Source organism: Sphingomonas sp. UNC305MFCol5.2 (assembly GCF_000712135.1).
Taxonomy (GTDB): Bacteria; Pseudomonadota; Alphaproteobacteria; order Sphingomonadales; family Sphingomonadaceae; genus Sphingomonas.
The window spans coordinates 739,450-765,176 of the sequence record NZ_JOOE01000003.1 but is presented as its reverse complement, the minus strand read 5'-3'; the positions used below and the strand labels follow the sequence as shown (position 1 = coordinate 765,176).

The following is a 25,727-nucleotide window of genomic DNA, read 5'->3' as shown; positions in this document are numbered from 1 at the left end:
GAGAGTCGTGAAGGATATCACCGTGGATCGCGTCGGCCCCGAGCACGCGGATTGGTTCACCAATATCGCGGCCGACGTGTTCGACGAAGCGATCGATCCCGAACGCCTGTCCCTCTATCTGCGCGCGCCCGATCATCTGATGGTGCTCGCGCGCGACGGCGCGCTGGTCGTCGGCCAGGTCGCCGCCGTGATCCATCGCCACCCCGACAAGCCGCCCGAGCTTTATATCGACGAAGTCGGGGTCACGAGCAGCCATTTGCGGCAAGGCATCGCCGGACGAATGGTCGAGGCGATGCTGGCGATCGGGCGCGCGGCGGGGTGCGAGGAATGCTGGCTCGGCACGGAACCCGACAATCTCGCCGCGCGCGCGCTGTACAAGCGCTGGGCGGAGGCCAAACCGATCGTGATGTACCAGTTCGATCTGTAAGCGCGCCGTTCAGCTATCGCTATCGTCCAGATCCTGCGCCACCTTGGGAGCGCGCAGCAGCTGATCGATATGCGTGCCCTCGTCGAAGCTCTCGTCGGCGAGGAATTTGAGCTTGGCCGCATATTTCATCTTCACGCGGTGCGCGACCTCGCGCTGGAGATAGGCGGTGTTGGTGCGCAGTGCCTTGATCACGACCTCCTCGTCCTTGCCGAGCAAAGGCTTCACGAAGACAGTGGCGTGGCGCAGATCGGGGGACATGCGGACTTCGGTGATCGAGACCATGTGGCTCGCCAGCGTCTCGTCATGCACGTCGCCGCGCTGGAGGATTTCCGAAAGGACATGCCGCACCTGCTCGCCCACGCGGAGCAGGCGGACGGAGCGTTCTTCAGGCTGGTTGTGCTTCATATTCCGGTTCAGTCCCGACGCGCCATCGCGCCTTCCATGACGCGGCCCGTGAAGGTGCCGCGGGCGACGAGGATGCCGCCTTCGTCAAACAATTCGGCTTCGGTGACCGCAATGGTCTTGCCGAGGCTGACCACCCTGCCTTTGCCGGTGAAGCGCCCCGGACGGGCGGGCTTCAGGCAAACGACATGGAAGTCGATCGTCGGCGCATAGACCGCGCCTTCGGCGGCGGCGTAGAGCGCCGGGCCCTGCGTATCGTCGAGCATGGCCGCCAGGAAACCGCCCTGCACCGTGCCCGCCGGATTTAGGAAGCGATCATCGGCGACGAAGCCGATCTCGATCGTCTTCCTGTCCGCGTCGAACGCCTTCATCTCCCAGCCGAGCAGCCGGGCCGACGAGGGCGACGGGAAATCGTCGAAGATCGAACTCATCGCAGCAGCCAGACCGGCAAGGCGAAGCACAAGAACAGCGGCAGGCAGCCGATGCTCGCACCATCCGCCGCCGAGAACAACGCCCTACGCCACCAGCTTCGCCGGCGCGGTGCCGGAGGCGATGACTTCCGTCGTCTCCCCCGGCTTTCCGGCATTACAGCGTGCGCTCGCGCATCTCGACTTCGAAGGTCTCGAGATAGTCGCCCGCCTTGATGTCGGTGAAGTTCTGCGAGAACGTGACACCGCATTCGAGACCCGCGCGCACTTCGGGGACGTCGTCCTTGAAGCGGCGCAGCGACGCGATCTCGCCCTGGTAGATGATGACATCGTCCCGGGTGATGCGCGCCTTGAGCGCCTTGCGGATCGCGCCTTCGGTGACGAGCAGACCCGCCGCCTTGCCGTGCTTGCCCGCGCTGAACACTTCCTTGATCTCGGCGCGGCCGACGACGGTTTCGAACGCTTCCGGCCCGAGCTGGCCGGCCATGCCGGCGCGGATCTCGTCGGTCAGCTCGTAGATCACGTCATAATATTTGAACGCGACCTTGTGACGATCGGCGATCTCGCGTGCCTTGGCGTTCGGACGGACGTTGAAGCCGATGATCGGCGCGCCCGAGGCCGCGGCGGCGTTGACGTCGCTCTCGGTGATGCCCCCCACCCCGGCATGCAGCACGCGCGCCTTGATGTCGTCGGTCGAGATCTTGTTGATCGCCGCGACGATCGCCTCGACGGTGCCCTGGGTGTCCGCCTTGACGACCAGCGGATATTCCATCGCCTGCTTTTCCTTGAGCGCCGAGAACATGCTCTCGAGGCTGGCCGGGGCATTGGTGGTGCGCTTCTGCTGGATCACACCGGCGCGATATTCCGCGACTTCGCGGGCCCGCGCCTCGTTCTCGACGACTTGGAGCGGATCGCCCGCCATCGGCACGCCCGACAGGCCGAGAATCTCGACCGGCATCGACGGCCCGGCTTCCTTGACCTGACGGCCCTTGTCGTCGACCAGAGCGCGAACCTTGCCGCTCTCGGCGCCGACGACGAACACGTCGCCGACCTTGAGCGTGCCGCGGCTGACGAGCACGGTCGCGACCGGACCACGGCCCTTGTCGAGCTTGGCCTCGATCACGGTGCCTTCGGCCTCGCGATCCGGATTGGCGCGCAATTCGAGCAATTCGGCCTGGAGCTGGATCTTCTCGATCAGCTGATCGAGCCCGGTTTTCTTGAGTGCCGAGACCTCGACGTCCTGGACCTCGCCGCCCATCTCCTCGACCATCACTTCATGCTCGAGCAGGCGCTCGCGCACGCGCTGAGGGTTCGCCGAATCGAGGTCGACCTTGTTGATCGCCACGATCATCGGCACGCCGGCCGCCTTGGTGTGATTGATCGCCTCGATCGTCTGCGGCATCAATCCGTCATTCGCGGCCACCACCAGCACGACGATGTCGGTGACGTTGGCGCCGCGCGCGCGCATCTCGGTAAAGGCTTCGTGGCCAGGCGTGTCGAGGAAGGTGATCTTCGACTTGTCCTTCAGCGTGACCTGATAGGCGCCGATATGCTGGGTGATGCCGCCGGCCTCGCCCTTCACCACATCGGTGCCGCGCAGGGCATCGAGCAGCGACGTCTTGCCGTGATCGACGTGGCCCATGATCGTGACGACCGGGGGACGCGTCTGCAGCGTATCCTCGGCATCCTCGACCGTGTCGGCAGCCAGATCGATATCGGCATCCGAAACGCGCACGATATTGTGGCCGAACTCGGTGACGAGCAATTCGGCGGTATCCTGATCGATCGTCTGGGTGATCGTGACGGGCATGCCCATCTTGAACAGCGCCTTCACTAGGTCGCTGCCCTTTTCGGCCATACGGTTGGCGAGTTCCTGCACGGTGATCGCCTCGGGCACTACGACGTCGCGGACCTGCTTGGCCTGCGGCTCGCGCGCGCCGCCATAGGAACGGCGATGCTCTTTCTCACGCGCGCGCTTGAGCGCGGCGAGCGAGCGGGCGCGGGCGCCGTCATTGTCGCCGAGCGCTCGATTGACCGTGAGCTTGCCCGACTGGCGGCGGTCATCGGCCTTGCGGTCGCGCTGCTGCGGACGTGCCGGTTCGGCGGGACGTCGCGGCGCGAGGCCGCCGGCCGAAGGCGCGGTGCGCGGCGCGGCCGACCCTGTCGACGCGGCGGGCGCTGCGGCCGCGGGACGCTCCTGCGGCTGCGGCTCGGGCTTGGGCTGCGGCTTGGGGATTTCGGGACGTTGCACCGGCGTGAAACGACGCGGCGCGGGCCGGCTGGGATCGAGCTGGATCTCGACCGGCTGGGGCGCGGGAGCCGGCGCAGGCTCGGGGGTCGGCGCCGGTGCCGGTGCCGGAGCGGCCTCAGGGGCGGCAACCGGCTCGGGTGCGGCCTTGGCCTCAACCTTGGGCGCATTCGCGGCTTCGGCAGCGGCGCGCGCGCGTTCCTCGGCGCGGCGCGCTTCGGCCTCGACCGCCTCGGCACGCTCGCGCTCTTCGCGGCGGCGGGCTTCCTCGAGCGCGTTCATGCGCTGTTCGTCGGCCTCGCGCAGCAGGCGCGCCTGACGCTCCTGCGCCGATTCGTTCGAGACCGGCGGACGCGGTGCGGGAGCTGCGGGCTGCGGCGCCTGCGGTGCGGGGGCTGCGGCGACGGGCTCGGGCGCTGGCGTCTGCTCTTCCTGCGGAACGCCGTGCGGACCGAGGACGCGGCGGCGCTTGACCTCGACCACCACCGTATTCTTGCGGCCATGGCTGAAGCTCTGCTGCACTTTGCCCGTCTCGACGGTGCGCTTGAGCCCCAGCGGCTGACGCATGCCCAGTTTCGGCTTTTCGTTATCGGTATCGCTCATGCGCGTGCTCAAAGTCCTTCAGTCGAGTTCGTCGTGTTCTGCGACCCGCCCGGCGGGAACGCGGATGCGCCTTGCGAGCCTGTTTCGCAAGGGCGGGGAGTGGGTTCGGGTCCGATAAAGTGCAGCCACCGGTCGAGCGCTTCGCTCACCCGCCTGGCCGCCCTGGGATCTGTCAGGCCTGCATGTACCACATTTTCGCGGCCCAGCGCCAAGGACAATATGGTGCGCGGGATCGGCAATGTTAACCCCTTGCGCCCGCTTCCTTCCATGTCCGAGCCGACGCGCCATGCCTGGGCGAGCTTGCCCGCTCCGTCCTCGCCCGCGTCCGACGCGTGCAGCAGCAGGTGCAGCTTGCCCGAGCGCGCCGCCTTGTCGAGCCGCTCGCCGCCGATCGTGACATGGCCGGCCTTGGCTTCGAGCCCCAGCCGATCGAGCACGTTGCGCTGCAGCTGCGTCTCGATCCGCTCACCGAGATCGTCGGGGATACGGAGATCCTGCGTCTTGAAGGCACGCGAGAGCGCGCCTCGGAGCTTGCCCTTGGCTTGCGCGGCTTCGAGCTCGGCGCGCGCGACACCGATCCACGCGCCACGGCCGGGAGCCTTGGCGCGGACATCGGGAAGCACGTCGCCATCGGGCGAGAGCGCGAGACGGATGAGCCCCTCGCGCGGGGATTCCTCGCGCGACAGGATGCAGGTGCGCACCGGCTCGCTCCCTTGCCCGGGGGCAAAGGAGGAGTCAGGCTTGGCCGTTACGCCAGCTTTATCATTGCTCGGAGTCCGCAACAGCGTCCTCCGCACCGGCCGGAGCCGGCTCTTCGTCCGCGAACCAGTGCGCGCGGGCAGCCATGATGATCTCGTTGCCCTGCTCGTCGCTGAGGCCGTATTCGGCGAGAATTCCGCCCTTGTCCTCGGCGCGTTCCGACGACTTGGCGTTCTCGGCGCGGCGACGCGGCTCCTGACGCTTCTTCTGGACCAACTCGTCGGTGGCGAGGTCGGCCAGATCGTCGAGCGTCTTGATGCCCGCCTTGCCGAGCGTGACCAGCATCGCTTCGGTCAGATACGGCATGGTCGCGAGATCGTCCTCGACGCCGAGCTCGCGACGGGCCAAGCGATTGGCTTCCTCGCGGCGATCGAGCGCTTCCTGCGCGCGGCTCTGCAGCTCCTGACCGAGTTCTTCGTCGAAACCCTCGATCCCGGCGATCTCGTTGAGCTCGACATAGGCGACTTCCTCGAGGCTGCCGAAGCCTTCCGCGACCAGCAGCTGCGCGAGCGTCTCGTCGACGTCGAGCTCGTTCTGGAACAGCTCGCTATTCTGGACGAATTCCTTCTGGCGCTTCTCGCTGGCATCGGCCTCGGTGAGAATGTCGATCGCCTTGGCGGTGAGCTGCGAAGCCAGGCGGACATTCTGGCCGCGGCGGCCGATCGCGAGGCTGAGCTGATCGTCGGGGACGACGACTTCGATGCGGTCATCCTCTTCGTCGATCACGACGCGGCTGACATTGGCCGGCTGGAGCGCGTTGACGACGAAGGTCGCGGTGTCGGGCGACCAGGGGATGATGTCGATCTTCTCGCCCTGCATTTCCTGGACCACCGCCTGGACGCGGCTGCCCTTCATGCCGACACAGGCGCCGACCGGGTCGATGCTCGAATCGTGGCTGATCACGCCGATCTTGGCGCGGCTGCCCGGATCGCGCGCGGCGGCCTTGATCTCGATGATGCCGTCGTAGATTTCGGGGACTTCCTGCGCGAACAGCTTCTTCATGAAGTCGGGGTGCGCGCGGCTGAGGAAGATCTGCGGGCCCCGGTTCTCGCGGCGGACGTTGAGGATCAGCGAGCGGACACGGTCGCCGACGCGAACGACTTCGCGCGGAATCTGCGCGTCGCGGCGGATCACGCCCTCGGCGCGGCCGAGATCGACGACGACGTGGCCGAACTCGACGCGCTTGACCACGCCGGTGATGATCTCACCCATGCGGTCCTTGAATTCCTCGAACTGGCGCTCGCGCTCGGCGTCGCGGACCTTCTGGAAGATGATTTGCTTGCTGGCTTGCGCCTGGATGCGGCCGAATTCGATCGGAGGCAGCGGATCGACGATGAAATCGCCGATTTTCGCGTCCTTCTGGAGCTTCTGCGCGCCCTTGAGATCGACCTGCTTGAAATAATCGTCGACTGCCTCGACCACTTCGACGACGCGCCACAGCCGGAGATCGCCAGTGACCGGATCGAGCTTGGCGCGGATGTCGTTCTCGCTGCCGTAGCGATTCTTGGCGGCGCGCTGGATCGCGTCTTCCATCGCCTCGATCACGATCGCCTTGTCGATCAGCTTTTCCTTGGCCACCGAATCGGCGATCGCGATCAGCTCGGCGCGGTTGGCGGTAATGGCAGTGGCCATCAGTCTTGTTCCTCTGCTTCGAATTCGTCTGCGCCCTCTGACGAGAGCGGCGCGGTTGCGGCGATGAGTGCGTCGGTCATCAGCAATTTGGCGTCCGCCACCTTGGCGAACGGCACCGTGACCTGCTTGTATTTCTGCACGTCGATGCTGACCTGGTCGGCCTCGGCGCCGAGCAGCACGCCGGTCAGCTGCTTGCGGCCATCCTCGGTCGGCTCGACGAGATTGATCCGCGCTTCGTGGCCCTTCCAGTCCTCGAAATCCTGGAGGCGCGTGAGCGGGCGATCGATCCCCGGCGAGCTGACTTCGAGCCGATAGGCATGATCGATCGGATCGCGGCCGGCGGCCTCGAGTTCGTCCAGCCGATCCGAGATGCGGCGCGAGAGATCGGCGCAATCCTCGATCGTCAGCTGGCGCGTATCGGGGCGCTCGGCCATCACCTGCAGCGTCGGATCCGACTGGCCGCCGAACATCTTCACGCGCACGAGCGCCAGCCCGAGCGCCTTGGCTTCGGGTTCGATCAGGCTGGTCAGTGCGGCGATGTCCGCCATGGGTTCTCCGGGCAATCAGATAAGCAGCTTCAGCGCCGGAGCCCTGCGGGCCCCGACCTCGGCACGTTTGACGATGTCGAGAAAGCAAGTGCGATATACGCGCTCGCCGCCCGGCAGGCAAGTGGGACTAGGCGGGGTTGTGCACCGCGAGGAATCTGCCGACCCGCTCGAGGAAATCGGCGTTGTCGATCGGGCCCTGCAGCGTATGGCCCTGGCCCCGATAGGCGACATAATCGTGTGCGCGGCCGAGGCGGCTGAGCGCCTCGTGAAGGCGGATCGACTGATCGGGCGGCACGGTTTCGTCGGCCGTGCCGTGCGCGATCAGGATCGGCATCCGCACTGCCGCGACGCGCGCGATCGGTGAAAGCGTATCGAGCGAGGAGGCGCGGCCCTGGATGCGGCGCTTCCAGTTGCGATAGTCGCGCTCCTCGAAGGTCTTGTGGTCGTAAGCGAGCTGGGCAGCGACATCGGAAATGCCGGCGAAGCTCACGGCACAGCGATAACGCGAATCGTTCCGGGCCGCGGCCCACATCGCTGCATAGCCGCCATAGGAAGCGCCCATGATGCAGACGCGGCCCGGATCGGCAATTCCCCGGGCGGTGAGCCAATCGACGCCGTCGTCGACATCGTCCTGCATGCCGCGGCCCCATTCGCCGTCGCCCTTGCCGACGAAGCCGCGGCCGAAGCCCGTCGAGCCGCGATAATTGGGCTGGAGCACGGCATAGCCGCGATCGGCGAGATATTGGACCCAGGGATCATAGCCCCAGCTGTCGCGCGCGAACGGGCCGCCATGCGGCATCACGATCAGCGGCAGGCCGAGCGCGGCGCGCCCGGCGGGAAGCGTGAGGTAACCGCTGATTTCGAGCCCGTCGCGAGCATAGTAGTGCACCGTCCGCATCTCCGAAGCGCGCTTGCCGGTCAGGCCCGGGCTGACGGCGGCGACCAGCTTCGCCCCGCCGTCGCCATAGACATAGAAGGCGCCGGGATCGCCGGCCGCTTCGCTGAAGACCAGCGAGCGGCTGCGGTCGGCGGTCGTCGAAATCACGCGATTGGCGCGGCCGGGAAGCGTGGCGTCGATCTGCACCTGCCGCGCCGCCATATAGGGGTCGAACCAGCGCGTCTCCGGGCGATCGGCCGAATATTCGACGCCGAGCAGGCGGCCGTCGGGATCGGTCTGGAAGCCATCGAGATCGACTTGCGCATCCTCGTAGAGCAAGGCGCCGAGCTGACCGGCGGGGAAATCATAGGCGTAGAGGCCGACCCGGCCGGCGGGCGTCTGCGCCAGCGCATAGCCGCGATCGGTGCCGCGGACGGGCACCAGACGGTCGATCCCGGAGCCGCCAGCGCCTGCGCCGCGCGCGGAGCGGCTGAAACGGTCATGCTCATGCTTGCGATAGAGCATCCACGACTTTTTGCCGTCCTGCGCCATGCCCGCCCGAATCACGCCCGCCGAATCGGCGTACCAATCCCAGACATGATCCTGTGGCGCGACTTCGAGCATTGTCGCACCGGTGGTTAGATTGACGCGGTACACGCCCGGTGTGGGGCGGCCGGAAACCGCCGCGCTGAGCAGCAGGAACCCGCCATCGGGCGAGACATGAAGGATCTCATTGCCGGATTCGACCGCGCGCGCCGGGCCGAGTTGCGTGAGCTTGCCGGCCGCGATGTCGATCCGGACGAGGCGCGTCTCTTTCTCCCGTTCGAGAAGCAGACTGACGAGCAGGCGATCGGGACCAAGCCAGCGATGCCATTCGAGTCGCTGCTCCTCGGGCAAGGCTATGGGACGCACGGAGGGAACGGCGCCGGACATATCGAAGACGGCGAGTCTGGGCCGTCCATCGATCAAGGTCCGCGCCGCCACCCGGCGCCCGTCAGGCGAGAGCGCCGCGTCCTCGATCGTGGGACGGGCGAAATAGCTGGCCGCGGCGGGCACGACCGATTGCGCCCACGCCGGACTTGCAGACAAGGCACACAGTATCGCCGCGCAAACATATCGTCCGAACATTCACTTGCCCCACGCTCAACGCGGCGATCATGTCTGACAGAAGAAAATTGCGCAACCGGGGACTTTTACGCAACTTATTGATACGCAAGCGGAATGAGCGCGCGTTGCATCTGGACGGCGGGGCGCAAGCAGGGAATGAGCGTCGCGTGTCCAAACAGCGTTCAGGTGAGACCATGCCCAGCCTCCGCGTGCTTCTTCCGGCGGCGCTGCTCGCCGCGTGCAATCCCCAATCCGATGCGGTGGCGCAGGACAAAACGCCCGCGGCGGCGGGACTGCCGTTCAAAGTGACGCCGGTCGCCGATTTCGATGCGCCTTGGGCGATGACCTTCCTGCCCGATGGACGATTGCTGGTGACCGAGAAAGCGGGAACGCTGCTGCTCGTATCTCCCGACGGCCAAAAGCGTCAGACGGTCGCGACGTTCCCGGTCGATTCGGCTGGACAGGGTGGCTTGATGGACGTCGTCCTCGCGCCCGATTTCGCGAGCAGCAAGCATGTCTATCTGAGCTATTCGGCTGCGGGCGAAGGCGGCAAAGGCGTCGTGCTGGTGCGCGGCGAATTGGCGAGCGACCGGGGCGCGCAACCAACGCTGCTCGGAATCACCGAGCTTTTCCGCGCCACGCCGTTCGTTTCGGGCAATGGCCATTATTCAGGCCGCATCGCCTTCTCGCCGGACAGCAAATACCTGTTCTTCACCAACGGCGAACGCCAGAAATTCGACCCGGCGCAGGATCCGAAAGCGACTTTAGGCAAGGTGCTGCGGCTGACGCTCGAGGGCAAGCCGGCACCTGGCAATCCGCTGGCGGCAAAGGGCTTTCACCCGGCAATCTGGTCCTACGGCCACCGCAACCTGCTCGGCATCGCCTTCGATAGCGCCGGCAATCTCTGGGAGCAGGAGATGGGCCCCAAGGGCGGCGACGAAGTCAATCTGATCCTGCCGGGCAGGAACTATGGCTATCCCAAAGTGTCGAACGGCGACCATTATGACGGCCGCGACATCCCCGATCACCGCCCTGGCGACGGTTTCGAGGCACCGAAAGTGTGGTGGAATCCGGTGATCAGCCCCGGCGGGCTGATCGTCTATTCGGGCAAGATGTTTCCGCAATGGCAGGGCGATCTGTTCATCGGCGGCCTTTCGAGCCAGTCGCTGGTGCGCATCGACGTCGACGGCACGAACGCGCGGAAGGGCGATCAATGGCCGATGGGCGCACGCATCCGCGAAGTCGAGCAAGGCCCCGACGGCGCGATCTGGCTGCTCGAGGATGGCGGCGATTCGCAGGGGCGCCTGCTCAAGCTGACTGCGAACTGAGCTAGCGCACGATCAGATAATTCATCCGCGCGGCGGCGATCGGACGATCGGGCTCGTCCTGCCACGCCACAGCCTCGACATTGGCGACGCGGGTACCGAGCCGGGTCACCGTGCCGCGGGCGCGCGTCGGCTTGTCGCGGCCGCCGCGCATATAATCGACCGTGAGGTTGATCGGCTTGATCCGGGCGCCGCCCTCGGCTTCCAGCGCCTGCTTGAGCGCGCCGACCGCCGCCATTTCGAGCAGCCCGCCGATCGCGCCGCCATGGAGGAAGCCCGGGCGCCCGATCACGTCGATGACGAAGGGCATGACGAGGGTCGGGGCGGTCTCGCCCGGCTCGACGCTCAGCCCCAGCAATTCGGCATAGGGAATCACCAATAGCCCTCCACTGCCATGAAGGTGCCTGCGACGTGCGCGAGCGGATCGTTCGGGTCGCCGTCATGCGCCTGCCCGCGGACGAACGCGATCGAGCGCGTGATCCGATAGCATTCGCCGCGGCCGATAACGGTATGGCCGGGCCGCGCCGGACGCAGATAATCGATGCGCAGATCGAGCGTGGCGTGACCCTTGAACGCATCGAGCTTGAGCCAGACGCCTACGCTGGTCGCCATGTCCATCAACGCGAGGATCGGCCCGGAGGCAATGATCCCGGACGCTTCGTCGCCGACCAGATCGGCATGATAGGGAAGCGCGAGCTCGGCCCAGTCGTCGCCGTGATCGTGATAGACGATCCCGAGCCGGCCACCGTGTCCGCCGAAGCGACCGCCGAACAACAGCCTGGGATCGAAGCCGCGCGCCGGAGGCGTCTCGCTGTCGGTCATGCCGCCGCCCTAGCGCGGCGAATCGGTCCGCGCAAACCATGCCGGATGTCGACATTACACGCTTGTAACGTGCGCCACCGCGTTCCCCCGAGCTAGCCTGAAGCGTTCTCAAAGGGGGGAAGTGCAGATGGTGCGGATCGATCCGGGCGAGATCGCCGAGCTGGGCACGCGAGTGGCAGTGCATGGCGCGGTGCGCGCCGGCGAGATCGCGAGCGTCGACGACCTGTTCGAAATGCTCGTGGGGATCGCCGTACTGATCTACGAGATGGCGCCAAGTTGAGCGCCATGTGCGTATCCGAGGCGATTCGCGCGGCGATCGTCGCGGCGCGGGCCGAAGCGGGTGCCGCGATTCGGAAGTGCCGCGAAGGCGCGGCGTATCGGGCCGCGACGACTGCCTTCGCCGATTGCATGGATTCGCAGGAGAAGGCGGCGGATAGGGCCGAGCGATTGCTGGAGGACCCGGGCTGGGCGGCGGCGCTGATCGCCCCGTTGATCGAGGCGCTGGCAGCCGATCCGCTTTTCGAACCGCCGCTCAAGGCGCATCGTGACGCGCTGCGCACCGGAGCCATATTGTTCGACTGTCCCGTAGCGTCGATCGCCGCGAGCATCACCAGCGCATCGGCGATGGCAAGGTTGCCGCCGCCACGGACGATCGTCTTCACCGGGAGGGTGGCGGTCACGCGCACGATTCGCGCGGGGGGCGCGCGGCTGCGGCGCTGGCGATCCGAAGCGATAGGACCACAATTCGAGGCGGCCGATGCGGCGTCCTGCACACCGATGACGCCGGTGCGGCTGCAGGACGGCATGGTCGATCGCATGGACGGCCGCAGACGGGCGCGACTGATCTGCGATGCCGAAGGCGATGTCGTCACGCTGGTCGCGACGATCCGCGCCGGCGCGGCGCCGCTGATGCGCGAATACGACGTCGACAGCGGCGCGCTGCTCCGCATCGCCGATGCCGATGATCGCCCCTCGCGCACCGAGATGCTGCTACGCTTCCTCCGCGTGGCGGGGAGAGCCGACGCAAGTCCCTGCTTCGAAGAGGCGACGCATGCATCCGGATTCCATTTGCGCTGGGCGGCGATGCGCGAATGGCTGGCACTGGACGCGGCGGCGGCGGCGAGTCGGCTGGCGGAGATGGCATGCGCCGATCCCCATGCCGAAGTACGGGCGGCGGCGGCGTGCATGCTGCCGATCGTCGAGCAGCGGCTGGCGGCGGCGCGATGCCCCGTCTGATCGAACCGGGCGCTGGAGGGGCGATCGAACTCGACGACTTGGTCGAGGCGCTGGACTCCACGCCGTTCGATGCGCGTGACGAAGAGGAGTTCGCGGCATTGGGCCCGCTGCTCGCGCGGCTCGGGCGCAACGTCGATTTCCTCGCCGAGCTGGCGATCGACGAGCTCAAGGGACAGTGCGAGGCGCAGCATCGCGGCAACGGCTATGGCGCGCAGGTCTTCCTGCTGCGTCCGCCCAATGGGCGGTATGTGCTGCGCGCCAATTTCTGGCCGGCACGCACCGATCCGGTGGTGCGCGCGAGCGGCGCCGCCGCATTCTTCTACGATCTGCCGCACGATCATAATTTCCCGTTCCTGACCTATGGCTATCTGGGACCGGGCTATTGGAGCGACTATTTCGAATATGACGTGGCCGGGCTCGCGGGCATAGCGGGCGAAGATGCGCGACTGCGTTTCGTCGAGCGCTCGCGGCTCGAGCCGGGCAAGTTGATGCTCTATCGGATGCGGCGCGACATCCATGTCCAGCTGCCGCCGGACGCGTTTTCGGTCTCGCTGAACATCCTCGGCGCCGATCCCACCCAGCCCTGGCTCGATCAATATCGCTTCGACATCGGCCGCGGAGTGATCGCGGAAGGACTGACCTGCACGAGCGCCGAGGCATTGCTGGCAGTCGCGGTGCACCTCGGCAATGGCGAGGATCTGGCAGCGGAATTCGCCCGGCATCATCCCTGCGACCGCATGCGGGTGACTGCGCTCGATGCGCTGGCCTCGGCGAGATCGGAAAGGGCGGATGCGCTGCTCGAGGCGGCGGCGTCCTCGCCCGGCAGGTATGTCGCGGAACACGCCCGGCTGCGGCTGACGACACGAGATGCTCCGTAATGGAGATGTTTCCATCCGCTATGGCGCAATTACGGTTAGGCTATGGCCGTGGCCGGAATCGTCGCCTGCGCGCTCCATATCCCGAAGCTTCGACGGGCCGCCGGCGCGCGCGGGCTGGACCTGGTGCCGATCGCATCGGCCGCGTTGCGGCACAGTGGCGCGCAAGCGGCGATCATCGGCCTCGAGGGTCGCGATCCCGCGGCTTGTGTCGCGATGGTCCGCGCACAGGATTGGCACGGCGCGCTGATGCTGGCGCTTGCGGACGGTTGCGGGGCAAGCATCGAAAGCGCGCTCGACGCGGGCGCCGACGATGCAGTTACGCTTCCGGCCAGGGCCGGCGAGATCGCCGCGCGACTTGCCGCACGGCTGCGCAGGCACTCCCCGGTCGTGACGTTCGGCGGACTGCGGATCGATCCGGTCGAGCGGCGTGCGCAGCGCGACGGCCACAGCATCGCGTTGCTGCCGCGGGAATACGCTTTGTTGCTGCACCTGGCGCGATCGGCCGGGCGCTGCGTGGGCCGCGAGGAGCTTCTCGCCGCGGTCTGGGGTCTGCGGTTCGATCCGGGAACCAATGTCGTCGAGGTCCATGTCTCGCGGCTGCGCGCCAAGCTCGACCGCGACTTCGCAACGCCGATGCTGATGACCGACAAGGGGCGCGGATATCGGCTCGCGATGGGCTGACCGGTGGGCTGGATTGGCGTAGCGTGGCGGCGGAAGAGAGGACGGGGAATGGCCGGACAGCGCGTCAGCATCGCAATTGAGGACCATGTCGCCGATGTCCGGCTGACGCGGCCGGAGAAGCTCAATGCGCTCGATCCGGCGATGTTCGCGGCGCTGACCGACGCGATCGCGCAGCTCGAAGCCACGTCCGGACTGCGTGCGGCGGTGCTGTCGGGCGAGGGCCGCGGCTTCTGTGCAGGCCTCGACATGGCGAGCATGGCGAGTGGTGGATCGGGAATGGACCTCGCGACACGGACGCACGGACTCGCCAACGATTTCCAGCAAGTCGCCTGGGGTTGGCGGACACTGCCCGTCCCGGTGATCGCGGCGGTGCACGGCGTCGCGTTCGGCGGCGGGCTGCAGATCGCCAGTGGCGCGGACATCCGGATCGTGGCGCCCGATGCCCGGCTCTCCGCGATGGAGATGAAATGGGGGATCGTCCCCGACATGGCGGGCTATGCCTTGTGGCGCGGCAATGTCCGCGACGATGTGCTGCGCGAGCTGATCTACACCGCGCGCGAGTTCGGCGCGGAGGAGGCGCTGGCATTGGGTTTCGTGACGCGGATCGCCGCCGATCCGCATGCCGAGGCGATGGCGCTCGCGCGGGCGATCGCTGGGCGTAACCCCGATGCGGTGCGCGCGGCGAAGCGGCTGGCGAATCTCGAGGCGGATGTCGGCACCGTTCTGCTCGCCGAAAGCCGCGAGCAGGCCGCTTTGCTGCGCTCTCCCAACCAGATCGAGGCAGTGATGGCCAACACGCAGAAACGCGCGCCGAGCTTTACCGACTGAGTCTTGCAATCGGGCGGAGTGGCTTTAGATCGAGAGCCATACCCGAAACTCGAAAAGCGAGTCCCGAGCATGCGAGAGGCTGCCATCATCTCCACTGCCCGCACCGGCGTGGGCAAGGCCGGGCGCGGCTATTTCAACGATACCGAAGCGCCGGTTCTCGCGGCGCATGTGATGAATGCGGCGGTCGAACGGGCGGGAATCGACCCCCGCCGAATCGACGACGTCTTCTATGGCATGGGCAATCAATGGGGGACGCAGGGCGGCAACATGGCACGGCTGGCGCTGTTCGCGGCGGGGATTCCGCACAGCGTCCCGGCGTTCAGCCTCGACCGGAAATGCGGCTCGGGCCTGACCGCGATCGCGCTCGCCGCGCGATCGATCATGACCGACGAGATCGACGTAGCGCTGGCAGGAGGCATGGAATCGATCAGCCTGACGATGCAGAACGCGCCGCGCGTAGTGAACCGGTCGGTGATCGAGCAAGTGCCTGCTGCGTACATCCCGATGATCGAGACCGCCGAGATCGTCGCCGAGCGCTACGGGATCAGCCGTGCGGCGCAGGACGAATTCGCTGCGATGAGCCAGCAGCGCGCAGCAGCGGGGCTCGAGGCGGGCGCCTTTACCGAGGAGATCGTGCCGATCACGGTCGGGAAGGCGCTCTACGACAAGGAAGGCAATCGCGCCGGCAGCGAGACGGTCACGGTGACGCAGGACGAGGGCATCCGGCCCGGGACCACAATCGAGGCGCTGGCGGGGCTTCGGACCGTGTGGAAAGACGGCGAGTTCGTGAAGGAAGGCCGCAACGTCACGGCCGGCAATGCCAGCCAGCTCTCCGACGGCGCCGCCGCGCAGATCCTGATGGACCGCAAGACCGCAGAGGCGGAAGGCAAGGAGATCCTCGGCATCTATCGCGGCTTCCAGGTGGCGGGTTGCGAGCCCGACGAGATGGGGATCGGCCCGGTCTTCGCGGTGCCCAAATTGCTCGCGCGTGCAGGGCTGAAGGTCGCGGACATCGGGCTGTGGGAAATCAACGAGGCCTTCGCCAGCCAATGCCTCTATTGCCGCGACACGCTCGGCATCGACCCCGACAAGCTCAACGTCAACGGCGGGGCGATCGCGATCGGCCATCCGTTCGGCATGACCGGAAGCCGACTGGTCGGGCATGCGCTGATCGAGGGGCGCAAACGCGGGGCACGTTATGTCGTCGTCTCGATGTGCACCGCCGGCGGCATGGGCGCCGCCGGCCTGTTCGAAATCCCCTAGGCTGACAGTCCGAGCGCCTTGGCGGCGGCGGCCTCGGCCTGGGCATGCAGCGCCCAGAAGCTGGCGATGTGCTTGCCCTCCAGCCGCCGTTCGAGCACCGCGAGGTGCGAGCCCCAGCCACCGCCGAAATTGCGCGCATCGTCGGGGCCGCGCAGACCGGCATGGGTCAGGACCAGGCGAGTGCGGTCATTGCCGATGCGATCCAGCTCGATCGTCACTTCGCCCGCCTCGCCCCCCGACCAGGTGAAGGCGATCAGCCGGGGCGGTTCGAGCTTGGTGATCGTCTCGCTCCACGCCTTACCGTCATAGGGCGCATAGCGTTCGGGCATCGGATCGGTCTCGTCGGCGAGGTTGCCGTGCCGCATCGTCAAGCCGAGCGCGCCGCCTTCGTGCAATTGGGTCGGTCCGCCCATGAACCACCGCGCGCGCAGATCGGAATCGACCAGATATTGCCACACCGTCTCGATCGGGGCGGCGAGCTCACGCTCGAAACGAAGCATCTGCGGCGTGATCGTGTCGCCAGTCAGGGTATCGGCCATTTCAGCTCTCCAATATGCGGGCGAGGCTTTCGAGGATCATCGTCCAGCCCTGACGGGTCTGCGCCTCATATGCCGCCCATTGCGGGTCCATTTCGTGGGTGAGGCTAAGCGTGCAGCCATCGGACGTGTCGACGATATCGACCGAGACGCGGGTCCATTCGCCTTCCTCCGCCGGATCGGCCGCGAATAGGAAGACGAGGCGGCGCGGGCGATCGATCTCGAGATAACGGCCGCGGTGCTCGGCATCGCCGCCGGGACGGCGTTCGGTGAGCGTGAAGCCGCCGCCGACACGCGGATCGATCTCACAGCGGATCATCTCGCCGTCGGGCGTGGCGAACAAGAAACGCGCGGCATCGGCGGGATCGAGCCAGGCGTCGAACACGCGCTCCGCCGGCGCGGCGAAGCCCCGCGTCACGGTGAGGACGACCGGGCCGCTCATTGGAGATTGATCTGCCACGACACGCCGAACTTGTCGGACACCCAGCCGAACCGGCGGCTCCAGCCGTAATTGTCGAGCGGCATCAGCACCCCGCCGCCGGCGCTGAGCGCGTCGAACAGCCGATCGGTCTCGGCTTCGTCGTCGCAGTCGACGAAGAAGGACCAGGACGGCGTGAAATCGAAACCGTGGGTGATGAAGCTGTCATGCACCATCACCGGCTGGCCGGCGATCTCGACATGCGCGCGCAGCACGGTTCCCTCGGGCCCCGGGCCTTCAGCACCGAAACGCTCGATCGAAACGATGCGGCTGCCGGGGACGGTCTCGACATAGAAATCGAGCGCGGACTGCGCCTTGCCATGCTGGAACATGAGGAAGGGCGTTGCCTTGGTCATTCGCGTCCTCCGATATCTTTCTGCTGGTCTTCGGCGATCAGCGCCTCGAGCCGATCGAGACGGATCGTCCAGAACTGCTCCCATTGGCGGAGCCATTTGTCCGCCTCGGCCAGCGGGCGGGCGTTGAGGCGGCAGAGCTGGTTGCGGCCGACTTTACGCCGCGCGACGAGCCCCGCGCCTTCGAGCACCTTCACGTGCTTGGCGGCGCCGGCGAAGCTCATCGAAAAGGGCTCGGCCAGTTCGCCGATCGACTTCTCGCCGAGCGCGAGCGTGGCGAGCATGCCCCGCCGGGTGGGATCGGCCAAGGCGTGGAAAGTCGTATCGAGTCGTTGTTCAACCATATAGTTGAACATGGGACGCGCCCGGGATTTAGTCAACCATATGGTTGAATATTATTCCGGTGCGGCTGGAGCCCGCGACGCACGGATGCCGTCGAACGCATAGAGTGCGCAGCCGGTCCAGATCAGCGCGAAGGTGGCGATATGGACAGTGCGCACCGGTTCGCCGAACAGTAGCACGGCTTCGGCGAACTGGAGCGAAGGCGCGATATATTGGAGCAGCCCCAACGTGGCGAGCGGCATGCGCCGCGCGGCGGCGGCGAACATGAGCAACGGCGCGGCGGTGACTGCGCCGGCGAGAACCAGCAGCAGATCGAGATGCGTCGACTGGCCGAATGCGTTGGTGCCCGACTGGCCGGCATGAACCAGCAGCGCGAGACAGAACGGCGCGAGCAGCAGCGTCTCGACCGTCAGGCCGCCCAGCGCATCGATTGCCGCGACCTTGCGCAGCAGCCCGTAGAGCCCGAAGCTGATCGCGAGCGCGAGCGAGATCCACAACGCCCCGCCGCCGTTGATCGCAAGCACCGCCACGCCAGCTGCGGCGATTGCGATCGCGACGCCCTGGATCCGCCGCAGCCGCTCGCCCAGAAAGGCGAAGCCGAGCGCGACATTGATCAGCGGATTGATGAAATAGCCGAGGCTGGCCTCCAGCACATGATCGTTCTGGACCGCCCAGATATAGACGATCCAGTTGACTGCGATCAGCAAGGCGCTCCCGACGAGCAGCAGCAGGGTCCGCCCTCGTGCGGCGGCGAAGATCGGCCGCGCGCGCCGGAAGATCAGGATGATCACCGCAAGCAGCAGCAACGACCAGAGCACACGATGCGCGAGCACCTGGAGCGCGGGTACGCCTTTGAGCAAATGGATGTAGAGCGGGAGGATGCCCCAGAGCGTGTAGGCGCCGACGCCAAGTGCGAGGCCGCCCGTATCGGCGGTGGACGAAGTGCGCATGCGTCCCCTTTGCCCGGCGCGGCCGGATGGGCAAGCGGGACATGGCTTGCCCGGTGAAAAATCATGCTTCGCGCAGTAAGTCGGCGCCGTCGAAATCGTCGCTTAACCCCTTGCCCGCAATTGCGGGTCGGCTAGCGTCGGTAATCGGGGGGAACGCATGGACGATATCGACGAAACGGGTCGCGGGATGCCGTATGACCATCCGGTGATCGCGACGCTCGCGGGCCTCGCCGTCCTCGTGATCGGCGCACTGCTGGTGCCGCGGTTTCTGCCGCGACAATCGCTCGGACTTCTGTTCGGCGGCGGCGTGGCGCTTGCGTTGATGCTGTGGGCGATCGGCTTTGCGCTGACGACGCGCTATTCGACCATCGCGTGGAAATCGGGTTCGCTCGCGCTGCTGGGGCTGGGCGGCATCGGCGCCGCAATGATCGCACATGCGCAATATGAGACGCTGTCGCGCGCCGATGCGAGCAGCTTCGCAGAGGTCGAGTTCGGGCCCGGTGGGGCGGCGCTGGTGCCGGCGGGTGCCGCGGCACGCGGGCCGCTCTCCCGCCTCTTCGTCGAAAGTGTGACTGCCGATACGCAGGCACAGCGGGACTTCGGCACCGCGTTCGGCCGCCTCGGCGTGGCGAACCTGACCAGCCCCTATCTGCTCGGTCAGGACCCGCGCGTGCTGTCGCAATGCGCCGCAATTGCCGATCTCCAGACGCTGGCACGGTCTCAGGCGGCGGCCCGCGACCAGCGCGCCAAGGCGGTGGCGCAGGCACTCTTCGCTGCCAATCTGCCCGCAAAGGCAAAGGAAGGCATCGCCGTGATGGCCGGGCCGGCCGCGTCCGCCGGCGATCCGCTGCTCACGAACCAGCTGGCGATGGTAGGCGCGACCTCCGACCTCTGCGAGCTGCTGGCAAAGCGCGGCTGGTTCAACAATGGCGGCTATTTCGGCTTCCGCAGCGGCACTGACGAAGCACGGTTCCGCGCTTTGTCAAAACGCCGGATGGAGCTGGCCGGCGAGACCGCGCGGATCGAGCGCGCGACGCAGGAGCGGATGGCCGCCGGCCGCGAAGCCGTTCGCGACGTGCTGAGCCGATCGATCTTCCTGCCCGGCTAGGCGGGGTAAGAGAGCAGGAAATGGCTCATGCGGGCCTTCGCAGCGTGCGGAAGAGATAGGCCTCGATCACCAGAAAAGGGCCGATCAGTGCCGCCGTCCCGGTCCAGCCCGCCAATGCGTATCCGAAGGTGCCGACGCCGTAAGCCAGCGTCACCAGGCTGATCCCCATCGAGAATATGCCGAACCCCCGCCACGCGGGATCGACATGATAGCCGACCCAATAGGCCCAGCGCCCCAATGTCCACAGGATCGCCGTGGCCGCGACCACGCGCAGATCCCCGACATGGCGCGCCAGCAGGAAGAGGCCGGGCACGAACAGCGCCGCCTGCTCGAGCGTGTTCCGGAGGTAGCGCTGATTGATCACCAGCCGCCGCGAATCGGCACCGGCGAGCGGATCGATCGAGGCATGGAACAGGCGCTCATGCGCCACAGCCTCGATCCCGAGCGCCAGCGTGAGGAGGAGTACGGCCCCGCTGCAGCCGAGCGCGAACCCCATCGGATCGTCATGGATCGGCGGCAACGCATGCCGAAGCACGACCCAGAGCACGCCCGCCGGCGGGAGCGACAGCCCGACCGCGAGCATGATCCTGGCGCGCGGCGCCATCTCAGTCGGCGAACAGCAATACGGGGGTTTCGAGCAATTTCTTGACCGCCTGGACGTAGCTCGCGGCGTCCCAGCCATCGACGACGCGGTGGTCGCAGCTGATCGAGAGGTTCATCAGCTTGGCGCGAACGATCTCGTCGCCGTGGAAGACCGGGCGCTCGACGATCTTGTTGGGGCCGATGATCGCGACTTCGGGACGGTTGATCACCGGTGTGGTGGCGATACCGCCCAAGGGCCCGAGCGACGTGATCGTCAGCGTCGAGCCGCTGAGTTCCTCGCTCTTCGCCTTGCCGGTGCGCGCGGCTTCGGCGAGGCGACCGATCTCGGAGGCGAGCTGCCAGACATTGCGGTCTTGTGCGTCGCGGATCACCGGAACCATGAGGCCCGCATCGGTCTGCGTCGCCATGCCGAGATGGACGCGGCCGTGGCGCGTGACCACGCCGGCCTCGTCGTCGTAGCGCGCGTTGATCATCGGGAAATCGGGGATCGTCCGGCAGATCGCGACGATCAGGAAGGGCAGCATCGTCAGCTTGGGGCGATTGCCGCGATTGGCATTGAGATCGCCGCGCATGTCCTCCAGCGCAGTGACGTCGATTTCCTCGACATAAGTGAAATGCGGGATCGCGCGCTTCGACGCGGCCATGTTCTCGGCAATGCGGCGGCGCATGCCGATGACCTTGACCGGCTCGTCCTCACGGGCGCGGCTGGCGTGGGGGGCGTGATAGCCCTGCCCCTGGCCATAGCGGAGATAGGCGTCGAGATCGGAATGGCGGAGGCGATCGCCTTCGGCCTTTACTGCAGCGAGATCGATGCCGAGATCCTTCGCGCGGGCGCGGACTGCCGGCGAGGCGAGGATTTGGCGGTGCTGCGATGCTTCTTCTTTGTGCTCCTGCGAAGGCAGGAGCCCAGAGTCGCTAGCGACGTCCCTGGGGCTCTGGGCTCCTGCTTCCGCAGGAGCACTGGCAGGTTCCGGCGCGGTTTCGACGACTTCCTCGACACCCGGCGTTTCCGCCTCGACCTGCTCTTCGACTTCCTCGGAAACCACCGCCTCGTCGCCGTCGGTCTCGATCACCATCAGCGCCGAACCGATCGCGACCTGATCGCCGACCTCTCCGGCGAGCTCGACCACCACGCCCGACACCGGCGATTCCATCTCGACCGTCGCCTTGTCGGTCATCATGTCGGCGACCTGCTGGTCCTCCTCGACACGCTCGCCGACGCGCACGTGCCATGCGACGATCTCGGCCTCGGCGATGCCCTCGCCGATGTCCGGCAGGCGGAAAGTGAAGCGGGCCATTCGGGTCAGTCCTTCAGGAGTTTCTTGAGCGCCTCGCCGATGCGCACCGGGCCGGGGAAATAGGCCCATTCGAGGCTGTGAGGGTAAGGCGTGTCGAAGCCGGTGACGCGTTCGATCGGGGCTTCGAGATGGTAGAAGCAGCGCTCCTGGACGAGCGCGGAGAGCTCGGCGCCGAAGCCGCCGGTACGCGTCGCCTCATGGACGATCAGGCAGCGGCCGGTCTTCCTGACCGATTGCTCGACCGCCTCGATGTCGAGCGGGACGAGCGTACGCAGATCGATGATCTCGGCGTCGACGCCCAGTTCCTCGATCGTGCTGGCGACGACATGGACCATCGTGCCGTAGCAGAGGATCGTCACCGCCTCGCCCGCGCGGACCGTTGCCGCCTTGCCGAGCTCGACGCGGTAATGCCCCTCGGGCACTTCGCCCGCCGGATGCGCCGACCAGTTCTTCGAGGGACGGTCGTAATGGCCGTCAAAGGGGCCGTTGTAGATGCGCTTGGGCTCGAGGAAGAGCACGGGGTCATTGTCCTCGATCGCGGCGATCAGCAGCCCCTTGGCGTCATAGGGTGTCGACGGGATCACCGTCTTGATCCCGGAGACGTGGGTGAAGATACCCTCAGGCGACTGGCTGTGCGTCTGCCCGCCGAAGATCCCGCCGCCATAAGGCGAGCGCACCGTGATCGGCGCGATGAAGTCCGCCGCCGAGCGGTAGCGCAGCCGCGCGGCTTCGGAGACGAGCTGGTCGAGCGCCGGGTAGATATAATCGGCGAACTGGATCTCGGGGACCGGACGCAGGCCATAGGCGCCCATGCCGATCGCAACGCCGATGATGCCGATCTCGGTGATCGGCGTGTCGAAGGCGCGGGTCTTGCCATACTTCGCCTGCAAGCCCGCGGTGGCGCGGAAGACGCCGCCGAAATAGCCGACATCCTCGCCCATCACGACGACGTTCGGATCGCGCGCCATCATCACGTCCATGGCGGAATTGATCGCCTGGATCATGTTCATGCGGGTCGTCGCGCCCGCCTCGTCCGCGGCGCTCATATCCCTGCCGCCTTGCGCTCGGCGATCATCTGTTCGGACTGTTCCTTGAGGTGCCACGGCATCTCCTCGAACACGCCCTCGAACATCGTCTCGAAGGGCTGGTGCAAGCCGTGGCCGAGGATGCCGTTCTTCTCGGCCTCCTTCTGGGCGCGCTTCACGTCCTCGGCGAGCTCGAGATCCTGCGCGGCGTGGCGCTCTTCGTCCCATTCGCCGAGGGCGATGAGATGGTCCTTCAGACGCCGGATCGGATCGCCGAGCGGCCAGGCATTGGGCTCGCCCGCCGAACGATAGGCGGTCGGATCGTCCGAGGTCGAATGGCCCTCGGCGCGATAGGTGAAATGCTCGATCAAGGTCGGGCCCTGATTGGTCCGCGCGCGCTCGGCCGCCCATTGCGTGGCCGCGTAGACCGCGAGCGCGTCGTTGCCGTCGACGCGCAGCCCGGCAATGCCGTAGCCGACCGCGCGCGCGGCGAAGGTCGTCGCCTCGGCACCGGCAAAGCCCGAGAAGGAACTGATCGCCCATTGATTGTTGACGACGTTGAGGATGACCGGCGCCTTGTAGACCGTCGCGAAGGTCAGCGCCGAATGGAAGTCGCCCTCGGCAGTCGAGCCTTCGCCGCACCAGGTGGCCGCGATGCGCGTGTCTCCCTTGGCGGCGCTCGCCATCGCCCAGCCTACTGCCTGCGGATATTGGGTGGCGAGATTGCCCGAGATCGAGAAGAAGCCGTGATCCTTGGCCGAATACATGATCGGCAGCTGGCGGCCCTGCAAGGGATCGCCTTTGTTCGAGTAGATCTGGTTCATCATGGTGACCAAGGGATAGCCGCGCGTGATCAGGATCCCCTGCTGCCGGTAGGAGGGGAAGCACATGTCATCGCTGGCGAGCGCCATCGTCGCGGCGACCGATACGGCCTCCTCGCCGGTGGACTTCATGTAGAAGCTGGTCTTGCCCTGGCGCTGGGCACGGAACATGCGTTCGTCGAACGCACGGACCATCGCCATCGAGCGGAGCATTTTCCGGAGCGCATCGGGGTCGAGTCGCGGGTTCCAGGGGCCGACGGCTTCACCCGATTCGTCGAGCACGCGGACGAGCGTGTAGGCGAGCTCATGGAAGTTGGCGGCGGGTTCGGCGGTGTCCGGGCGGCGGGCCGAACCCGCTGGCGGAACCTCGACGTCGCTGAAGTCGGCCTCGTCGCCGGGACGGAATCTGGGTTCCGGCACATGCAACGATAGCGGCGGCAAATTGGCGCGCGAAGCGTCCATGGTCTCTCCGAATTGCAGGCCCTGTCGCTTCGAGAACGCACGGGCCCGGTTTCCGGACGCTTGTTATAAAATTTCAAAAGCCTTGTCGAGTAGGTCAGCAAGACTGACCTGATGACAGCGCCGGTCAGTGGCGGAAATGCCGCATTCCGGTGAACACCATCGCGAGCCCGGCCTCGTCGGCGGCGGCGATGACTTCGTCGTCGCGGATCGAGCCGCCGGGCTGGATCACTGCGGTGGCGCCGGCTTCGACCGCCGCGAGCAGGCCATCCGCAAAGGGGAAGAAGGCGTCCGACGCGACGGCCGAGCCGATCGTGCGAGGCTGAGTCCAGCCGGCCTTCTCCGCCGCGTCCTTCGCTTTCCATGCGGCGATGCGCGCCGATTCGAGGCGATTCATCTGTCCCGCGCCGATTCCGGCGGTAGCGCCGTCTTTGGCATAAACGATCGCGTTCGACTTGACGTGCTTGGCGACAGTCCAGGCGAAGCGGCAGTCGGCAAGTTCCTGTTCGGTGGGCGCGCGCCTGGTGACGACCTTGAGATCGCCGAGCCGGCCATTGTCGCGCGACTGAACGAGCATGCCGCCGGCGATCGACTTGAGCATCAGCCCCGGCCGGGCGGGATCGGGAAGATCGCCGGTGATGAGCAGGCGGAGATTCTTCTTCGCGGCGAAGACGGCGCGGGCATCGGCGTCGGCGTCAGGAGCGACGACGACTTCAGTGAAGATGCCGGCCATCGCTTCGGCGGTCTCGCGGTCGAGTGTCTGGTTTACGGCGATGATGCCACCGAAAGCCGAGACCGAATCGCAGGCGAGCGCCTCGATATAGGCTGCCTTCAGCGTATCAGCAGTAGCGACGCCGCACGGGTTCGCGTGCTTGACGATAACCACCGTCGGCGGCCCGTCCTTGAACTCGGAGACCAATTCGAGCGCGGCATCGGCGTCGTTGTAATTGTTGTAGCTGAGCGCCTTGCCCTGCAACTGCTCGGCCTGCGCGATGCCGCGCGCTCCGGTCTGGGGAAGATACAAGGCCGCGGACTGGTGCGGATTTTCGCCGTAGCGCAGCTCGGGTCCCTTGGTGAGCGCGATCGGCAGCGTGGCGGGGAAGCCTTCGCCCTGATCGGCGAAGGCGAACCAGCTCGCGATCGCCGCATCATAGGCGGCGGTAGCGGCATAGGCCTTGGCGGCGAATTTGCGGCGCTGATCGAGCGTCGTGCTGCCGCCGAAAACCAGCGGATAATCGGCGGGATCGGTGAGGATTGCGACCGACTCATGGTTCTTCGCGGCCGAACGGACCATCGAAGGGCCGCCAATGTCGATATTTTCGATGATCTCCTCGCGCGCTGCGCCACGTGCGACGGTCTGGGCGAAGGGGTAGAGGTTCACCACCACCAGATCGATCGCGCCGATCGCATGCTCCTCCATCGAGGCGACGTGCTCGGCATTGTCGCGCACCGCGAGCAGGCCGCCATGCACCTTGGGATGGAGCGTCTTGACGCGGCCGTCCATCATCTCGGGGAAGCCGGTGAGATCGGAGATGTCTCGGACTTCGAGGCCGGCATCACGCAGCGCCTTTGCCGTGCCGCCGGTGGAGACGAGCTCGACGCCCTGCGCGGCTAGCGCCTGCCCGAGCTCGATGATTCCAGCCTTGTCGGAAACCGAAAGGAGTGCGCGCTTGATCGTGACCTGGTCCAT

Annotated in this window: 28 protein-coding genes; 9 read left to right on the top strand and 19 right to left on the bottom strand. The window is 66.6% G+C overall.

Annotation, left to right across the window (positions count from 1 at the left end):
* Nucleotides 1-7: 7 nt before the first annotated feature.
* Entirely contained in the window at nt 8-427 is a 420-nt protein-coding gene (locus tag BR78_RS0115525; RefSeq protein WP_197021388.1) for a GNAT family N-acetyltransferase, read from the top strand.
* Between the two features lie 9 nt (nt 428-436).
* On the opposite strand, the gene rbfA is transcribed toward BR78_RS0115525, so the two are convergent.
* The 7 genes from rbfA to BR78_RS0115485 all read right to left on the bottom strand — a co-directional run bounded on the left by rbfA (nt 437) and on the right by BR78_RS0115485 (nt 9,013).
* Nucleotides 437-832 (bottom strand): 30S ribosome-binding factor RbfA, encoded by a 396-nt coding sequence (rbfA, locus tag BR78_RS0115520; RefSeq protein WP_029936999.1) that lies wholly within the window; start codon nt 830-832, stop codon nt 437-439.
* A gap of 8 nt (nt 833-840) precedes the next feature.
* Nucleotides 841-1,260, bottom strand: a complete 420-nt coding sequence (locus tag BR78_RS0115515; protein ID WP_029936998.1) for a PaaI family thioesterase — start codon at nt 1,258-1,260, stop codon at nt 841-843.
* Nucleotides 1,261-1,414: 154 nt separating this feature from the next.
* Nucleotides 1,415-4,108, bottom strand: a complete 2,694-nt coding sequence (gene infB / locus BR78_RS0115505; protein WP_029936997.1) for a translation initiation factor IF-2 — start codon at nt 4,106-4,108, stop codon at nt 1,415-1,417.
* An 8-nt stretch (nt 4,109-4,116) separates the two neighbouring features.
* Entirely contained in the window at nt 4,117-4,809 is a 693-nt protein-coding gene (locus BR78_RS0115500) for a DUF448 domain-containing protein (protein ID WP_037566772.1), read from the bottom strand.
* Nucleotides 4,810-4,870: 61 nt separating this feature from the next.
* On the bottom strand, nt 4,871-6,499 hold the full coding sequence (nusA, locus tag BR78_RS0115495) for a transcription termination factor NusA (RefSeq protein ID WP_029936995.1): 1,629 nt from the start codon (nt 6,497-6,499) through the stop codon (nt 4,871-4,873).
* Nucleotides 6,499-7,047, bottom strand: coding sequence for a ribosome maturation protein RimP (gene rimP / locus BR78_RS0115490; protein ID WP_029936994.1), 549 nt, complete (start codon nt 7,045-7,047; stop codon nt 6,499-6,501). Before rimP ends, nusA begins: the two co-directional genes overlap by 1 nt.
* Nucleotides 7,048-7,174: 127 nt before the next feature.
* Nucleotides 7,175-9,013 carry an alpha/beta hydrolase family protein gene (locus BR78_RS0115485; RefSeq protein ID WP_197021387.1) on the bottom strand — a complete coding sequence of 613 codons (1,839 nt, stop codon included), beginning with the start codon at nt 9,011-9,013 and terminating at the stop codon, nt 7,175-7,177.
* A gap of 212 nt (nt 9,014-9,225) precedes the next feature.
* Between BR78_RS0115485 and BR78_RS0115480 the strand changes: the two genes are divergently transcribed.
* Nucleotides 9,226-10,359: a PQQ-dependent sugar dehydrogenase gene (locus tag BR78_RS0115480; RefSeq protein WP_029936992.1), complete on the top strand. Its 1,134-nt coding sequence runs from the start codon at nt 9,226-9,228 to the stop codon at nt 10,357-10,359.
* A gap of 1 nt (nt 10,360) precedes the next feature.
* Here BR78_RS0115480 and BR78_RS0115475 read toward each other — a convergent pair whose 3' ends face one another.
* Together BR78_RS0115475 and BR78_RS0115470 are read right to left on the bottom strand one after the other, a co-directional pair.
* Entirely contained in the window at nt 10,361-10,735 is a 375-nt protein-coding gene (locus BR78_RS0115475) for a PaaI family thioesterase (RefSeq protein WP_029936991.1), read from the bottom strand.
* Nucleotides 10,729-11,178, bottom strand: a complete 450-nt coding sequence (locus tag BR78_RS0115470) for a PaaI family thioesterase (protein WP_029936990.1) — start codon at nt 11,176-11,178, stop codon at nt 10,729-10,731. Before BR78_RS0115470 ends, BR78_RS0115475 begins: the two co-directional genes overlap by 7 nt.
* Before the next feature lie 127 nt (nt 11,179-11,305).
* On the opposite strand from BR78_RS0115470, the gene BR78_RS21810 reads away from it, so the two are divergent.
* The 6 genes from BR78_RS21810 (at nt 11,306) to BR78_RS0115440 (ending at nt 16,064) form a co-directional block, all read left to right on the top strand.
* On the top strand, nt 11,306-11,458 hold the full coding sequence (locus BR78_RS21810; RefSeq protein WP_156022337.1) for a hypothetical protein: 153 nt from the start codon (nt 11,306-11,308) through the stop codon (nt 11,456-11,458).
* Nucleotides 11,459-11,463: 5 nt separating this feature from the next.
* Entirely contained in the window at nt 11,464-12,414 is a 951-nt protein-coding gene (locus tag BR78_RS21040) for a hypothetical protein (protein ID WP_029936989.1), read from the top strand.
* Nucleotides 12,402-13,292, top strand: a complete 891-nt coding sequence (locus BR78_RS0115455) for a hypothetical protein (protein WP_029936988.1) — start codon at nt 12,402-12,404, stop codon at nt 13,290-13,292. The genes BR78_RS21040 and BR78_RS0115455 overlap by 13 nt, the downstream gene beginning before the upstream one ends.
* A 42-nt stretch (nt 13,293-13,334) precedes the next feature.
* A complete protein-coding gene (locus tag BR78_RS21035) occupies nt 13,335-13,973 on the top strand; it encodes a winged helix-turn-helix domain-containing protein (protein WP_051683354.1) in 639 nt (212 codons plus the stop codon).
* Nucleotides 13,974-14,021: 48 nt separating this feature from the next.
* On the top strand, nt 14,022-14,801 hold the full coding sequence (locus tag BR78_RS0115445) for a crotonase/enoyl-CoA hydratase family protein (protein WP_029936986.1): 780 nt from the start codon (nt 14,022-14,024) through the stop codon (nt 14,799-14,801).
* A gap of 69 nt (nt 14,802-14,870) precedes the next feature.
* Nucleotides 14,871-16,064, top strand: coding sequence for an acetyl-CoA C-acyltransferase (locus BR78_RS0115440; protein ID WP_029936985.1), 1,194 nt, complete (start codon nt 14,871-14,873; stop codon nt 16,062-16,064).
* On the opposite strand, the gene BR78_RS0115435 is transcribed toward BR78_RS0115440, so the two are convergent.
* Genes BR78_RS0115435 through rarD form a run of 5 tightly spaced genes read right to left on the bottom strand, consistent with a single transcriptional unit; the run spans nt 16,061 to nt 18,723 of the window.
* Nucleotides 16,061-16,603: an SRPBCC family protein gene (locus BR78_RS0115435; protein WP_197021386.1), complete on the bottom strand. Its 543-nt coding sequence runs from the start codon at nt 16,601-16,603 to the stop codon at nt 16,061-16,063. The two genes, BR78_RS0115440 and BR78_RS0115435, sit on opposite strands and share 4 nt — an antisense overlap.
* Nucleotide 16,604: 1 nt before the next feature.
* Entirely contained in the window at nt 16,605-17,042 is a 438-nt protein-coding gene (locus tag BR78_RS0115430) for an SRPBCC family protein (RefSeq protein ID WP_029936983.1), read from the bottom strand.
* Nucleotides 17,039-17,434 carry a VOC family protein gene (locus BR78_RS0115425; protein WP_029936982.1) on the bottom strand — a complete coding sequence of 132 codons (396 nt, stop codon included), beginning with the start codon at nt 17,432-17,434 and terminating at the stop codon, nt 17,039-17,041. The genes BR78_RS0115430 and BR78_RS0115425 overlap by 4 nt, the downstream gene beginning before the upstream one ends.
* Nucleotides 17,431-17,775: an ArsR/SmtB family transcription factor gene (locus tag BR78_RS0115420; protein WP_029936981.1), complete on the bottom strand. Its 345-nt coding sequence runs from the start codon at nt 17,773-17,775 to the stop codon at nt 17,431-17,433. The genes BR78_RS0115425 and BR78_RS0115420 overlap by 4 nt, the downstream gene beginning before the upstream one ends.
* A gap of 51 nt (nt 17,776-17,826) precedes the next feature.
* Complete coding sequence (gene rarD, locus BR78_RS0115415) at nt 17,827-18,723, bottom strand: EamA family transporter RarD (protein WP_029936980.1); 897 nt, start codon at nt 18,721-18,723, stop codon at nt 17,827-17,829.
* Nucleotides 18,724-18,880: 157 nt separating this feature from the next.
* Here rarD and BR78_RS0115410 point away from each other — a divergent pair, with 157 nt between their 5' ends.
* Entirely contained in the window at nt 18,881-19,831 is a 951-nt protein-coding gene (locus BR78_RS0115410; RefSeq protein ID WP_029936979.1) for a hypothetical protein, read from the top strand.
* A 25-nt stretch (nt 19,832-19,856) separates the two neighbouring features.
* Here BR78_RS0115410 and BR78_RS0115405 read toward each other — a convergent pair whose 3' ends face one another.
* From BR78_RS0115405 to purH, 5 genes are all read right to left on the bottom strand, one after another.
* Nucleotides 19,857-20,435 (bottom strand): MAPEG family protein, encoded by a 579-nt coding sequence (locus tag BR78_RS0115405; protein WP_029936978.1) that lies wholly within the window; start codon nt 20,433-20,435, stop codon nt 19,857-19,859.
* Between the two features lies 1 nt (nt 20,436).
* Entirely contained in the window at nt 20,437-21,732 is a 1,296-nt protein-coding gene (locus BR78_RS0115400) for a dihydrolipoamide acetyltransferase family protein (protein ID WP_029936977.1), read from the bottom strand.
* Between the two features lie 5 nt (nt 21,733-21,737).
* Entirely contained in the window at nt 21,738-22,742 is a 1,005-nt protein-coding gene (locus BR78_RS0115395; protein ID WP_029936976.1) for an alpha-ketoacid dehydrogenase subunit beta, read from the bottom strand.
* Nucleotides 22,743-22,774: 32 nt separating this feature from the next.
* The gene (locus BR78_RS0115390; protein WP_029936975.1) at nt 22,775-24,040 is read right to left on the bottom strand and encodes a 3-methyl-2-oxobutanoate dehydrogenase (2-methylpropanoyl-transferring) subunit alpha; all 1,266 of its coding nucleotides are present in this window, start codon (nt 24,038-24,040) and stop codon (nt 22,775-22,777) included.
* Between the two features lie 124 nt (nt 24,041-24,164).
* Nucleotides 24,165-25,727 (bottom strand): bifunctional phosphoribosylaminoimidazolecarboxamide formyltransferase/IMP cyclohydrolase, encoded by a 1,563-nt coding sequence (gene purH / locus BR78_RS0115385; RefSeq protein ID WP_029936974.1) that lies wholly within the window; start codon nt 25,725-25,727, stop codon nt 24,165-24,167.

Coding starts and splice junctions, on each gene's coding strand:
- rbfA (WP_029936999.1), bottom strand. CDS start 832: ATGAAGCACAACCAGCCTGAAGAACGCTCCGTCCGCCTGCTCCGCGTG.
- BR78_RS0115515 (WP_029936998.1), bottom strand. CDS start 1,260: ATGAGTTCGATCTTCGACGATTTCCCGTCGCCCTCGTCGGCCCGGCTG.
- infB (WP_029936997.1), bottom strand. CDS start 4,108: ATGAGCGATACCGATAACGAAAAGCCGAAACTGGGCATGCGTCAGCCG.
- nusA (WP_029936995.1), bottom strand. CDS start 6,499: ATGGCCACTGCCATTACCGCCAACCGCGCCGAGCTGATCGCGATCGCC.
- rimP (WP_029936994.1), bottom strand. CDS start 7,047: ATGGCGGACATCGCCGCACTGACCAGCCTGATCGAACCCGAAGCCAAG.
- BR78_RS0115480 (WP_029936992.1), top strand. CDS start 9,226: ATGCCCAGCCTCCGCGTGCTTCTTCCGGCGGCGCTGCTCGCCGCGTGC.
- BR78_RS0115470 (WP_029936990.1), bottom strand. CDS start 11,178: ATGACCGACAGCGAGACGCCTCCGGCGCGCGGCTTCGATCCCAGGCTG.
- BR78_RS21810 (WP_156022337.1), top strand. CDS start 11,306: ATGGTGCGGATCGATCCGGGCGAGATCGCCGAGCTGGGCACGCGAGTG.
- BR78_RS21040 (WP_029936989.1), top strand. CDS start 11,464: ATGTGCGTATCCGAGGCGATTCGCGCGGCGATCGTCGCGGCGCGGGCC.
- BR78_RS0115455 (WP_029936988.1), top strand. CDS start 12,402: ATGCCCCGTCTGATCGAACCGGGCGCTGGAGGGGCGATCGAACTCGAC.
- BR78_RS21035 (WP_051683354.1), top strand. CDS start 13,335: ATGGCCGTGGCCGGAATCGTCGCCTGCGCGCTCCATATCCCGAAGCTT.
- BR78_RS0115445 (WP_029936986.1), top strand. CDS start 14,022: ATGGCCGGACAGCGCGTCAGCATCGCAATTGAGGACCATGTCGCCGAT.
- BR78_RS0115440 (WP_029936985.1), top strand. CDS start 14,871: ATGCGAGAGGCTGCCATCATCTCCACTGCCCGCACCGGCGTGGGCAAG.
- BR78_RS0115435 (WP_197021386.1), bottom strand. CDS start 16,603: ATGGCCGATACCCTGACTGGCGACACGATCACGCCGCAGATGCTTCGT.
- BR78_RS0115430 (WP_029936983.1), bottom strand. CDS start 17,042: ATGAGCGGCCCGGTCGTCCTCACCGTGACGCGGGGCTTCGCCGCGCCG.
- BR78_RS0115425 (WP_029936982.1), bottom strand. CDS start 17,434: ATGACCAAGGCAACGCCCTTCCTCATGTTCCAGCATGGCAAGGCGCAG.
- BR78_RS0115420 (WP_029936981.1), bottom strand. CDS start 17,775: ATGGTTGAACAACGACTCGATACGACTTTCCACGCCTTGGCCGATCCC.
- rarD (WP_029936980.1), bottom strand. CDS start 18,723: ATGCGCACTTCGTCCACCGCCGATACGGGCGGCCTCGCACTTGGCGTC.
- BR78_RS0115410 (WP_029936979.1), top strand. CDS start 18,881: ATGGACGATATCGACGAAACGGGTCGCGGGATGCCGTATGACCATCCG.
- BR78_RS0115405 (WP_029936978.1), bottom strand. CDS start 20,435: ATGGCGCCGCGCGCCAGGATCATGCTCGCGGTCGGGCTGTCGCTCCCG.
- BR78_RS0115400 (WP_029936977.1), bottom strand. CDS start 21,732: ATGGCCCGCTTCACTTTCCGCCTGCCGGACATCGGCGAGGGCATCGCC.
- BR78_RS0115395 (WP_029936976.1), bottom strand. CDS start 22,742: ATGAACATGATCCAGGCGATCAATTCCGCCATGGACGTGATGATGGCG.
- BR78_RS0115390 (WP_029936975.1), bottom strand. CDS start 24,040: ATGGACGCTTCGCGCGCCAATTTGCCGCCGCTATCGTTGCATGTGCCG.
- purH (WP_029936974.1), bottom strand. CDS start 25,727: ATGGACCAGGTCACGATCAAGCGCGCACTCCTTTCGGTTTCCGACAAG.